The organism is Aquamicrobium sp. YD-1-mutant5, from assembly GCF_059509755.1.
Map to the genome: position 1 here is coordinate 262435 of NZ_JCAKKP010000004.1, position 12554 is coordinate 274988.

At 61.9% G+C, this 12554-nt stretch carries 10 protein-coding genes and 1 tRNA gene; 3 read left to right on the top strand and 8 right to left on the bottom strand.

Annotated features, from left to right (window positions below; translation table 11 throughout):
* Positions 1–57 precede the first annotated feature (57 nt).
* From AC5XE7_RS08935 to AC5XE7_RS08965, 7 genes are all read right to left on the bottom strand, one after another.
* Positions 58–390, bottom strand: coding sequence for a hypothetical protein (locus tag AC5XE7_RS08935; RefSeq protein ID WP_495365723.1), 333 nt, complete (start codon positions 388–390; stop codon positions 58–60).
* An 83-nt stretch (positions 391–473) separates the two neighbouring features.
* A complete protein-coding gene (locus AC5XE7_RS08940) occupies positions 474–1619 on the bottom strand; it encodes a GGDEF domain-containing protein (protein ID WP_495365724.1) in 1146 nt (381 codons plus the stop codon).
* Between the two features lie 191 nt (positions 1620–1810).
* A complete protein-coding gene (locus AC5XE7_RS08945; protein WP_495365725.1) occupies positions 1811–4726 on the bottom strand; it encodes a TonB-dependent receptor in 2916 nt (971 codons plus the stop codon).
* Between the two features lie 119 nt (positions 4727–4845).
* Complete coding sequence (locus tag AC5XE7_RS08950) at positions 4846–5799, bottom strand: FecR family protein (protein WP_495365726.1); 954 nt, start codon at positions 5797–5799, stop codon at positions 4846–4848.
* Positions 5800–5894: 95 nt separating this feature from the next.
* Positions 5895–6398: an RNA polymerase sigma factor gene (locus tag AC5XE7_RS08955; protein WP_495365727.1), complete on the bottom strand. Its 504-nt coding sequence runs from the start codon at positions 6396–6398 to the stop codon at positions 5895–5897.
* A 348-nt stretch (positions 6399–6746) separates the two neighbouring features.
* A tRNA-Ala gene (locus AC5XE7_RS08960) sits at positions 6747–6822 on the bottom strand.
* A 165-nt stretch (positions 6823–6987) separates the two neighbouring features.
* Positions 6988–7377, bottom strand: a complete 390-nt coding sequence (locus AC5XE7_RS08965) for a TIGR02300 family protein (RefSeq protein WP_239800271.1) — start codon at positions 7375–7377, stop codon at positions 6988–6990.
* A 196-nt stretch (positions 7378–7573) separates the two neighbouring features.
* On the opposite strand from AC5XE7_RS08965, the gene aroA reads away from it, so the two are divergent.
* The 3 genes from aroA (at position 7574) to rpsA (ending at position 11471) form a co-directional block, all read left to right on the top strand.
* Entirely contained in the window at positions 7574–8935 is a 1362-nt protein-coding gene (gene aroA / locus AC5XE7_RS08970) for a 3-phosphoshikimate 1-carboxyvinyltransferase (protein WP_495365728.1), read from the top strand.
* Entirely contained in the window at positions 8932–9585 is a 654-nt protein-coding gene (gene cmk, locus AC5XE7_RS08975) for a (d)CMP kinase (RefSeq protein WP_495365729.1), read from the top strand. The genes aroA and cmk overlap by 4 nt, the downstream gene beginning before the upstream one ends.
* Before the next feature lie 188 nt (positions 9586–9773).
* The gene (gene rpsA, locus AC5XE7_RS08980; RefSeq protein ID WP_495365730.1) at positions 9774–11471 is read left to right on the top strand and encodes a 30S ribosomal protein S1; all 1698 of its coding nucleotides are present in this window, start codon (positions 9774–9776) and stop codon (positions 11469–11471) included.
* 117 nt (positions 11472–11588) lie between these two features.
* Here rpsA and AC5XE7_RS08985 read toward each other — a convergent pair whose 3' ends face one another.
* Positions 11589–12296, bottom strand: a complete 708-nt coding sequence (locus tag AC5XE7_RS08985; protein ID WP_495365731.1) for an SDR family NAD(P)-dependent oxidoreductase — start codon at positions 12294–12296, stop codon at positions 11589–11591.
* Positions 12297–12554: the final 258 nt, after the last annotated feature.

Sequence of the window (12554 nt, forward strand, 5' to 3'; positions counted from 1 at the left end):
TGATCGGCTTCCTGATCTTCTGGCATCAGGCCGGCCGGCTCCTGCTTTCTGCGGCAGTCACCTGCCCTGAATGACGCGGATGAACCGGGGGCTCTTGGTGCGGAAATCCTCATAGGTGATGCGGCCGCTGGCGATGCCGTTGAAGGCGCGCGTGCAATAGGTGCGCGCGACATTGCTGCGCGGGCTGACATTCATGATCTTCGCCATCTCCGCCTTGCGGGTCGGCGAGGCCCTGGAGGCGCCGCTATAGCATTTGTTGATCGCATCCCGCTTCATCGCCGGGCTGCCGCGCACGATCTCCTGCGCCTGCTTGTAGCTCGATTCCGTTACGCAGCCGCTTAGCATGACGCCGGCCGCAATCACCGTGAGCACCCCTCGTATGTGCAGCATGCTGTTCTCCCTCTGTGCGAATGACGCCAGAGAAATTGAAACATGTTACCGCACCGTCAAAGCCGAACCGGCAGGATGCAGCCTCAGGCAACCACCTGCAATTCGGTGACGACGCGGTTCCTGCCGTTGTTCTTGGCGCGGTAGAGCGCGCTGTCGGCTCTGCGAAAGACGCTCTCGAAGCCATCGTCAGAGGGAAGCATGATCGCGATTCCGGCGCTTGCCGTGGCGGGAACTGGTCCCTGATCCGTCTGGATCTGGTTGGCCGCGAAGGCAGATCTCACGCGCTCGGCTATCGCAATCGACGACGGCACCGAAGCCTGCCGGATCACCACGACGAACTCTTCGCCGCCCATTCTGGCAGCCACATCCCCGCGCCGCAGGATGGAACGCAGTTCATGCGCGAACTGGCACAGGATGCGGTCGCCGGCATGATGCCCATACTGGTCGTTTATGGACTTGAAGTTATCGAGATCGAAGACGACAACGGCGTCGCCCGGTTGCAGATGATCCATCTTCAGGCTGTCCAGCAGCGCGCGCCGGTTCAGCGTGCCGGTCAGCGGGTCGGTCCGGGCTTCGATCCGGTGCCGGCGCGCCACACGTGACTGATTGAGCCCGAGCGAAAGGGCGCCGATGCCGGTTATGCCGGCGATGGCCATGATGGCATTGAGGTTTTCCGCCCAGTTGTCGGGCCGGTGCTCCAGCGACCATTTTCCGTCCAGCACGAGCACGGCGGCGCAGGCCAGGAACGACAGGGAAGTCAGCAGGTAAAGCGCCGTTACGCCGGTGATCGAGGTCGGAGCCTCACTCCGGACATTCCAGTAGAGCCGGGCGGTCAGCACGATCAGGCTTGCCGCGATCAGATTGTAGAGAGCGATGCCGATCCCTTCGAAGCCCATGACGATGAGCCCGCTTACGGGAAAGCTGAGGCAGACGAACAGAGCTGCCATGGCCGGCCAGTTCATTCGTTTCCCGACGAACAGCTTTGCTGCGGCATAGACGGCGATGAAGCCGGCCGTCTGGAGCGCGAAACCGGAAGCAGTCACGGCCGTGAATTCGAAAGAGATCGTCGAATAGATGACGACGCCGCAGCCCAGCAGCACCATCCCGATGAACCATCCGATCAGGAAACGGTCCATCCTGTTCTGAAGCCAGACACTCAGCATCGTCAGGGCAAGCGCGCTCGCACAGATGCCGGCTGCAAAAAACAGCGTGTCCGAATCCATCCCCATTCTGGTCACGCCTCTTGCCGTGGGTCCGATTCCTTGCCCGTAACATAAGGCTGCAGGTGATACGAAAGCGACTACGAGAAGGGTAAACAGAAGGTTACGCGTTCTCGTCCTGTCCTGCAATGCCGGGGATAACAGGGTCGAAAACGAGGTTCCCCTGCCGCGACCTCAGGCCGGGCAGGGGAACGGAGTGATCAGAACTTCACCGTCAGGCCGGCCCTGAAGGTGCGGCCGGGTGCCGGCATGTAGCTCTGCGCCAGCGGGTCCAGATAGTAGCGATCGGTGATGTTGTGCACCGAGGCGTTGAGGATCGTGTCCTCGCGCAGCTTGTAGCTCAGGAACGCATCGAAGACGGTGACAGGGTGATAGTAGAGCTGCGGGGTGGTGTCGCTGCTCTGCCATGGCTTGTCGATCGTTTCAGTCGGACCGGACGTGTAGGTCATGCGACCGCCCACCGTCAGCTTGTCTTCAAAGAAGCGGCCGCCCACGGTCAGGTTCACCGCATATTTAGGCGGGTTCTGGGTGTTGATGTAGGAGCCGACATAGCTGCCGGGCGTGCAGTCCGGCGCATCCTGTGTCTTCACAGAGGCATTCGCCTTATCACGCAGATAGGCGGCGAAGTCCGCATCGCAGGTCTCGGTGCGCAGATAGTAGGTCGCGCCAAGCTCGGCGAAGAAGCGGCCATTGTCGTAGTTTGACTGGAACTCCAGACCGCTGGTCTGATAGCTGTCGGCGTTGGAGAAGGTCATCAGTCCGGTGCCGAAGGGATCATAGTAGCGGACGATGTAATTCTTCACGTCATTGTTGAAGTAAGCGAGCTTGAAAGAGGCCACGTCGCCTTCGGTGATCAGGCTTTCGCGCGTGGTGCTGGCGCCGATCTCGATGGCGCGCGAGCGCTCCGGCTTCAGTCCCGAGGCCGGGTCGACCTGCAACGTGCCGATCGTCGTCTCGAACAGCGACGGCAGGCGATAGCCCTGCGTATAGCTTGCATAGAGGAAGGTCTGCGGCGAAATCTCGTAGTTGACGCCGATGGCCGGTGTGAAGCCGCTGGCGCTGTTCGACATCCTCTCGCCGCGATCGAAGCCCACCACCATATTGGTGTAGCCCGGATTGCCTTCGGCCATGTAGGTCGGTGTGCCGAACTCGTCGAAGGGAATGCCGTCGAACGGGTTGTTCGTGTTGGTGATGACCATGCCGTTGTTCAGGCGCGGATCGGTGGCGTCGGTGAACTGGCCGTTTTCGTCCGGCGTCCAGTACATGTTGCCGAAGACCTTGCCGTTGTAGACCGAGACCCACTTTCCATAGACGTTCTCACGGCGGGCCACCGAAGGCGCGTTGCGGTCGTGCGAGGAGTAGCGGCCATAGCGCCCGCCGGCCCAGAACTGCAGGTTCTCGCGAGGCTTGTATTCGAGCTTGCCGGAGAGGTTGACTTCGGTGCGGTAGCCGTCGCGCAGGTTGCGGTTGGAGTTCAGGTCGTGTTCGGTGATCACGACTCCGTCCTGCGGGCGGATGTCCTCGTACTGGAATCCGCCGCCGAAATCGAGGGCGAAGGCGCCGGCCTCAGTCTTGAACTCCGAGCGGTTGGAAAGATCGCCGCCGACGCGGGTGTTGTCCATGCGCACCCAGCTGCGGTCGCTGCTGCCATAGACCCATTGCGACTTCGGACCGTTGGTGGCGTTGATCTGGTCGCTCTTGGCGCCCGTGGCCCAGAAATTGGCCTTGAAGTCGATCAGGTCATTGTCCTTCGGGTCGAACGAGTAGCGCGCCGAGGCCGAATTGATGACCATGCTGCCGACCGGATACTGATAGACGCCGCCGGTGCCGAACCTGAAAATATCGGAAGGCATGATCTCGCCGAACTCGCCGTCGAAATAGCGGTAGCTGAGTTCCAGCTGCTGCTCGTCGGTTGGCTTGATGGTGGCCTTCAGCAGAGCCGACTCGGTGCTGACCGAGGTGTTGAGAACCTCTTCGCCGGCCATGTAGGACTTGGCGACCGTGTTGTTCTCATAACCCCATCTGTCGAACTCGCGGTACTTTTCACGGCCATGCTTGCCGGCAAAGTAATTGCCCTGATTGCGGCGCGCATAGGCGGCCACCAGATCGATATGGTCGCTGGTGAAGGCAGCCGCCACGCTTCCGGACTTGGCCTTGGAATCGAAAAGGTTGGGGCGGCTGTCATGAGGCGTGGTGCCAAGTTCGGTGCTGCTGCCCAGATATTCGGCCCGATGGACCTGGCTTACGCCGTTGTCCCATAGTTCGCCCTTCAGGCGCACGCCCCAGTTCTTGCCGGGCTTGATGATGTCTTCGGGGCGAAGCGTCGTCATGTTGACAGTGCCGGCGATCGCGCCTGCGGCCGAAGGAGACAGGCCCGGACCCTTGGTGATGGTCACGTCGCTGATCAGGTCCGGATCGAAATAGCTGCGCTGCTGCGTACCGGCATAGCCGCGATAGACATTGAGCGACTGCTGCGAGCCATCGACGGTGACGGCAACGCGGCTCTGGCCCTGCAGCCCGCGAATGTTGACGTCGACACCGCCGCCGTTGCGGCTGTCGCCGACCTGGACGCCGGGCTGGCCCCTGAGCATGTCCGAGGGGGACAGCCGGCCGTAGCGGTCGAGCTGCTCGGCGGTGATGTAAACGGAAGACGCCGGGTCGGTGTAGACGGACTGCGCGCCGCCGCGTCCGGAAACGTTGATGGTGCTCAGAAGCATCGGGTTGCCCGAAGGCGTCGTTGCATGGGCCGCCGAAACACGATCGGTGATGAGAACGTTCGACGGATCCTTGAACGTGTAGACGAGGCCGGAGCCCTGCAGGATCTGCGCCAGTGCCTGCTCGCGTGTAGCCGCACCGCGAATGCCGGGCGACGATTTGCCTGCGGCGATCGAAGCTTCATAGGAGACCTGAGTTCCCGACTGGCTGCCGAATGCGGCCAGAGCCCGGCTGAGCGAGCCCGAGGGGATGTTGAAGGTCGTTTCCGCGCGCGACTGGGCAAAACTGCCGGTCGACATGAACGCAATGCCCGGCGGCAATGCCGTGGTTGCCAGCAGCGCCGCAGCAAGCATTTTACCGCCGATGCGGCCGGCTTTATTCTTCACAGGCCCGAACCCCATGTCCTATGCACTCCGTTTTCGAATTGGGAGAGCTGACATGCCTGATCGCCGGGTGGTGCAGCTCCTATCAAGCCTTACGAACGGGTCTGCGTTTTTTTCTGTTTTTTGCCGATCTTTTTTCAGACGGGCGAAATCACCGTCATCAGCGGGCCGACGGTGCGCAGTTTCGCACCGAACGGGCTCACCACCGCTTCCAGTGCGCGGGCAGGATCGCCAAGGTCGAAAACGCCGCTGATCTCGCGCCTGCCGAGCGAAGGATCGGCCAGCACCACGCGGCCCGGCAGCCAGCGCGCGATCTTCGCCACCATGGCCGAAACGGTCTCCTGCTCAGCTACGATCAGGCCTTCGCGCCATGCGGCAACCTGATCCGCCTCGCGCGTGCCCCGCTTCAGAAGGTGCGAGGCGGGGTCGAGGGTGAGCCAGTCTCCTGCCGACAGGCGGATTGCCTGTGCGGACAGCGCATCGGCGGTTCGCGCCTCCACCATGCCGTGCGAAACGGATACGGAAATGAAACCTGCATCCTGCGAGACATCGAAGGCGGTGCCAAGTGCTCTCGCCGTCACCGGTCCCGCGCTGACCATAAAAGGACGATGAGGATTGGGCGCCACCTCGAAGAAGGCCATTCCGGCCAGCAATTCGATCATGCGCTGTGAATCGCTGTAAAGCGTGGCAATGGCGGTATCGGGCCCGAGTGTCGCCATGCTGCCATCCGGAAGGGTAATCCGGCGGATTTCGGCTGTGGTGGTGATGTGGTCGGCCCTGGCATGCAAGAGCGCCAGCGGAACGGCCCAGGAACCGACGGCGACCGCGGCCAGACCTGCCGCACCGCCCATCAGCAGGTTGCGGCGCGAAAGCTTGCCGTCCGTGCTCTGTGCGCGCTGGCCGGCCAGTATCTTTCCGGTCATGCCATGGATTTCAGCCACCCGTGTCCACGCAGCGGCATGATGCGGGCTGCGCGCCACCCAGTTGCGAATGGTCTCCACCGAAACGGGATTGGCAGGGTCATTCTGCAAGCGGATGGCGAGATCGGCTGCCTCAAGAAACAACTGGCGACCATCCGTCTCGTCATTCATGCGGGTCTCCCAATGCCGGTTCAGGGCACGCAAAAAATGCCCGTAACACCTAATACGGTTAGCGGGCAGAAATTTTCTGCGGAGGCAGGGAAAACTTATCGCACTGCGGAAAGCCGCGTGTCGATATGCTCATAGGCATGGCGGATGAGAGACCATGTGCGCGATATGGAAAGATCGAGCTCGGCCGCTACCGCTGCAATGGTCATCGCCTCGACGCGGTGCATCTCGAAAGCCTTGCGGGTCCGCTCGGGCAATTCGGCAAGCGCGGCTTTGGTAAGGGCAAGCCTTTGCCGGTCGTAGACGATGGTCTCCGCGGAAGGCGCAGTGTCGGCCAGTGCGGCAAACGCCTCCGGTGCGAGATCCACGAAGGTGACGCGCCGTTCGCGGCGCTGGTGGTCGATGCCGAGATTGCGGGCAACGCGGAACAGATAGCCGGCCGGATTGTGCGCGACCGTGCCACTGGCCGGCGGAGAGACGAGCACGCGCACGAACGTGTCCTGCGTGAGATCGGCGGCGGTCTCTTCGGCTATGCCCCGGCGGCGCAGCGATTGGGCAATGTCACGCGCATGCTTCCTGAAAAGATGCTGCAAATCCCACATTGGCAATCTGTTCCTGCTCGTCGAGGGCAGCAGGTGGGACAAAGGGCCGTAACGATGCCCGTCTTTACCGCGCTGATTCCTGTGCCGCTTCCGGGAACTGGCAGAACAAATCCAGCATTGGCCATCGAGACCAGCCAGACCCGGCAAATATGATTTTGTTGATTAATAAACTCATGTTTTTGTGGCAAGGCACAAATCGCCCTGTCTCACCGAAAGCATGAACAATTTGCATATTTGCAACACAAATGAAAAAGGGCGACGAGGCGCGCGACCTTGCAGACCACGGCACATGCAGGACGAGTGAGCGGCAGCCCGTAACGACGGCATATGTTGCAGATCTGAGGAATTTGGTGGAGCCAAGCGGGATCGAACCGCTGACCTCCTGCATGCCATGCAGGCGCTCTCCCAGCTGAGCTATGGCCCCACACCCGGTTTGTTTGCCGGGAGCCGTTTCCGGCTAGGTACCGGGCAAAGCATCTTCACCCGATGTGGGCGGCTTCTAGCGCCGCCCGTTGTGAATAGCAAGCCTCTTCAGCCTGCTTTTTTCATGCCGCGCGCATAAAAACGCGGCATGTGGACATCGTCCCGATCAGATGTCGTCTTCGTCGTCGTCGCCAACGCCGATCATGTCGGAAACGTCGTCGTCGTCACCCTCTTCCTCGTCGGCAAGGAAGGTGTCGTCATCGTCGCCCAGATCGACATCATCATCGTCGTCGCCGAGATCCGGCAGATCGTCGTCCTTCGAATCGCCGTCGGCGTCTTCGAGCGGAACCAGAACGGCGCCATCTTCCTCGGCGTCCAGCTCCTTCTCTGCAACTTCGTCCTCTTCTTCAAGGATCGAAGCCTTGGTGTCCTCGAAATAGGAACGCGGATAGGTCTTGCCCGTATAGGGCGAGACGATTGGATCCTTGTTCAGGTCATAGAATTTCTGGCCCGTTTCCGGGTCGATTCGTTTGGTGCCAAGTTCGGATTTTGCCACGACAAGCCTCGTCGAAAAAAGTTTGGTCCCCTTAACGGCTCCTTGCAAGCCTGTCAAAGCCAAATGCCGCCACCGGAAAACCGGAGTTTCCTGCAGCTTACCAAGGGGGATGACCGTCGCAGCCGGTCATGATACGAGACCGCCGCGCTCCCTTTGAAATTGCCCGCTAACCGGGATCTTCGCAAGAGGAATAGTCATGTCGCATTCCGCCGTCCCGCAACCGGCCATTGCCCGCCGTTCTTCCGCTCTCAGCGGGGAGGCGCGCGTTCCCGGCGACAAGTCGATTTCGCATCGCTCCTTTATGTTCGGTGGGCTCGCTTCCGGCGAGACGCGCATCACCGGCCTGCTTGAGGGCGAGGATGTGCTGCGCACCGGCGAAGCGATGAAGGCCATGGGCGCCCATATCGAAAAGCAGGGCGACGAATGGATCATTCGCGGCACCGGCAACGGTGCGCTCCTGCAGCCCCACGGTCCGCTTGATTTCGGCAATGCCGGCACCGGCTCGCGCCTGACCATGGGGCTTGTCGGCACCTATGACATGGAAACCACCTTCATCGGTGACGCGTCGCTGCATTCGCGCCCCATGGGCCGTGTGCTCGATCCGCTGCGCCAGATGGGCGTGCAGGTGCTGAATGCAGCCCCCGGCGATCGCATGCCTCTGACCCTGCGCGGGCCCAAACATGCCGCACCCATCACTTACCGCGTGCCGATGCCGTCGGCGCAGGTGAAGTCGGCAGTGCTGCTGGCCGCGCTCAACACGCCCGGCATCACCACCGTCATCGAGCCGGTAATGACCCGTGACCATACTGAAAAGATGCTGAAGGGTTTCGGCGCCAATATCGATGTGGAAACTGACGAACGCGGCGTGCGCCATATCTTCATCGAGGGGCAGGGCAGGCTTGCCGGCCAGACGATTGCCGTTCCCGGTGACCCGTCCTCGGCCGCGTTCCCGCTGGTCGCCGCCCTGATCGTGCCCGGTTCCGACATCGTCATCCGCAATGTGCTGATGAACCCGACGCGGACCGGCTTGATTCTCACGCTTCAGGAAATGGGTGCCGATATCGAGGTGCAGGACCCGCGCAGCGAGGGTGGCGAAGATGTTGCCGATCTGCGTGTGCGCCATTCGCAGCTGAAGGGCGTCACCGTGCCGGCCGAGCGTGCGCCGTCGATGATCGACGAATATCCGGTGCTGGCCGTTGCCGCCGCCTTTGCGGAGGGCGAAACGCTGATGCAGGGGCTTGAAGAGCTGCGCGTGAAGGAAAGCGACCGGCTTGCGGCAGTCGCTGCCGGTCTGCGCCAGAACAATGTGGACTGCACGGAAGGCGAGGCGACGCTCGCCGTGCGCGGTGTTCCGGGCGGAAAGGGCCTGGGTGGTGGTGAAGCGGTCAGGACCCATCTCGACCATCGCATCGCAATGAGTTTCCTGATCATGGGGCTCGCAGCGGAAAAGCCGGTCACCATCGATGATCAGGCGATGATCGCGACCTCGTTTCCTGAGTTCATGGGCCTGATGACCGGACTTGGAGCGCAGATCGAAGCGGTGGAAGCCGCAGCATGACGGCCGCTCCTCTCGTGATCGCCATCGACGGACCCGCCGCCTCCGGCAAGGGTACGCTGGCGCGGCGGCTGGCAGACTATTACCACCTGCCGCATCTGGATACCGGCCTGACCTACAGGGCGGTCGCCCATATGCTGCTGACGAAGGGCTGGCCGCTGGGTGATGCGCCGCATGCGACAGAGGCCGCGCGTCTCGTCGATCTCGGCGGCCTGGACCGTAACGTGCTCTCCGCCCATGCCGTTGGCGAGGCGGCCTCGAAGATCGCCGTCATCCCCGAGGTGCGGCGCATACTGGTGGACAAGCAGCGCGCCTTCGCCGCGCAGGCTTCCGGTGCCGTGCTGGATGGCCGCGACATCGGCACGGTCGTCTGCCCGGATGCGAGGGTGAAGCTTTATGTGACGGCGAGCGCTGAGGTGCGGGCGCGGCGGCGGCTGGCCGAGATCGAGGCGCGTGACGGCACCGGCGATTTCGCCACCATTCTTGCCGATATCGCCCGTCGCGACGAGCGCGACATGGGCCGCGCCGACTCCCCGCTGCGGCCTGCCGCCGATGCGCACTTGCTCGATACCAGCGAAATGGATATAGAAACCGCGTTTATTGCCGCCAGAACCATCATTGATGGTATAGTGGCTGCAGCAAGCGAAAGCTGAACGGGATTGTGGACGATATGAAGTCCGCTTCTCATTCGGTCTGAGATTAAACTGCCTGCCGGCATTCTACGCGCCGTATTTCGACCGCCCTGTGCGGTCCGGGACCCGAGGGTCCGGAATATCGGTCGGGCAAACGCAACACGAACCCACGGCGCCGCCTCCGGTAAAGAGGCATTTCAGGAGAACATATGTCAGTTTCAAACCCTACTCGCGATGATTTCGCGAGCCTGCTCGAAGAATCCTTTGCCGACGGTCATGCCGGTGAAGGCCAGGTCGTTCGCGGTATCGTCACCGCCATCGAAAAGGACATGGCCATCATCGACGTCGGCCTGAAGGTCGAAGGTCGCGTTCCGCTGAAGGAATTCGGCGCCAAGGCCAAGGACGGCACGCTGAAGGTCGGCGACACCGTCGAGGTCTATGTCGAGCGCATCGAGAACGCGCTGGGCGAGGCCATGCTGTCGCGCGAAAAGGCTCGCCGCGAGGAAAGCTGGGTCCGTCTGGAAGAGAAGTTCGGCAAGGGTGAGCGCGTCGAAGGCGTCATCTTCAACCAGGTCAAGGGCGGCTTCACCGTCGATCTGGACGGCGCCGTCGCCTTCCTGCCGCGTTCGCAGGTCGACATCCGTCCGATCCGCGACGTCACCCCGCTCATGCACAACCCGCAGCCCTTTGAAATCCTCAAGATGGACAAGCGCCGCGGCAACATCGTCGTTTCGCGCCGCACCGTGCTTGAAGAGAGCCGTGCCGAGCAGCGCTCCGAGATCGTCCAGAACCTCGAAGAGGGTCAGGTGGTCGAGGGCGTGGTCAAGAACATCACCGACTACGGTGCGTTCGTTGATCTCGGCGGCATCGACGGCCTGCTGCACGTCACCGACATGGCATGGCGCCGCGTCAACCATCCGACCGAGATCCTCAACATCGGTCAGACGGTCAAGGTGCAGATCATCCGCATCAACCAGGAGACGCACCGCATCTCGCTGGGCATGAAGCAGCTCGAGAGCGATCCGTGGTCCGACATCGGCACCAAGTTCCCGATCGGCAAGAAGATCACCGGCACCGTCACCAACATCACCGACTACGGCGCGTTCGTTGAGCTGGAGCCGGGCATCGAGGGCCTCATCCACGTTTCGGAAATGTCGTGGACGAAGAAGAACGTGCACCCCGGCAAGATCCTGTCCACCTCGCAGCAGGTTGACGTGGTCGTGCTCGAGGTTGATCCGGCCAAGCGCCGCATCTCGCTCGGCCTCAAGCAGACGCTTGAGAATCCGTGGGAAGCTTTCGCCCGCAACCATCCGGTTGGTTCGGAAGTCGAGGGCGAGGTCAAGAACAAGACCGAGTTCGGCCTGTTCATCGGCCTCGAAGGCGATGTCGACGGCATGGTTCACCTCTCCGACCTCGACTGGACCCGTCCGGGCGAGCAGGTCATCGAGGAGTACAACCGTGGCGACATGGTCAAGGCTCAGGTGCTCGACGTCGACATCGACAAGGAGCGCATCTCGCTCGGCATCAAGCAGCTTTCGCGTGACGCGGTCGGCGACGCCGCCGCTTCCGGCGAACTGCGCAAGAACGCCGTCGTGACCTGCGAAGTCACCGGCGTGAAGGATGGCGGTCTGGACGTTCGTCTGGTCGAAAGCGGTCTGGAAAGCTTCATCAAGCGCTCCGACCTGTCGCGCGACCGTGACGAGCAGCGCCCCGAGCGCTTCACCGTTGGCCAGAAGGTCGATGCCCGCGTCATCGTCTACGACAAGAAGAGCCGCAAGGTTCAGGTGTCGATCAAGGCGCTGGAAATCGCCGAGGAGAAGGAAGCCGTCGCTCAGTACGGTTCGACCGACTCCGGCGCTTCGCTGGGCGACATTCTGGGCGCTGCGCTGAAGAAGCAGACCAACTAACACGTTTTGCCTTCTGGCTCCGCCATTCTCGGCGGAGCCCGGGGCTGGACATCAAAAGACCCGCCGGAGCGATCCGGCGGGTCTTTTTTTATCTGTCGTTGCAGTTCGGGCTGATTTTCAGGACTGGCCGTAAAGTGGAATAAGAGCGCCGCTCATCGCCTCGTTGGCGGGGGCGACCAGATAGGCGATCGTCGCGGCCACGGTCTCGAGGCTTACCCATTTGCCGAAGTCCGCATCCGGCATCGCCGCCCGGTTGGCAGGCGTGTCCAGAATGGAAGGTGCGATCGCGTTGACCAGAATGTTGCGGGCCTTGACCTCCTCGGCCAGCGACACCGTCATGGCGGCAACCGCCGCCTTGCTGGTGGTGTAGGCGACCATGCCCGAACCGCGGCGCGGGTTGAGGCCGGGCTTGGCGGCGACATTGACGATGCGGCCGCCGTTGCCGCCCGCCATCATGCTGCGCACCGCTGCCCGGCAGCAGAAGAAGCTGGTGTGGACGTTGGTTTCGAGAAGCTCCTCGAAGGACGCGGATTCGGTCTTGTCGATTGGCGCGGCACCGAAACCGCCGGCCAGATGGATGGATGCCCAAAGATCATTCACGCCCGCATAAAAGGCATCCACGGTCTTGGCGTCGGCCAGATAGATGTTGTGGCTCAGCCTGACATTAGGATGAGTGGAGTAGGGAAAATGCGCGGGCGGTTCCGCGTGGGTATTGGGCACATGGCAGATAGCGCCCTGCTCAATGAGTCTGCCGACGACGACGCTGCCCAGCGCCCCGGTGCCGCCGGTCACGATGATATGTTTTCCGTCAAATGGTCCCGACATCAGCGATTGATCTCTCCTCACCCCTCACGTCATCACCAGGCCGAAGCAATTTGTTTCCGGATCGGTTCGACGCCCAATAAAAATGCTGAAACAACCATTGCTGATCCGGCAGGATGCAAGGTGCTCAGCGCATCCGCACAGCGTTGCGCGTTTTTGTGCATCACTCAAATGCTATTTCGTTGAGCCTGCCTTGCCTTTTCGCATGGCGGATGGCCACTCTTTTGAAACGCACTGTCACCGGGCTGAACCTTGCTTTCT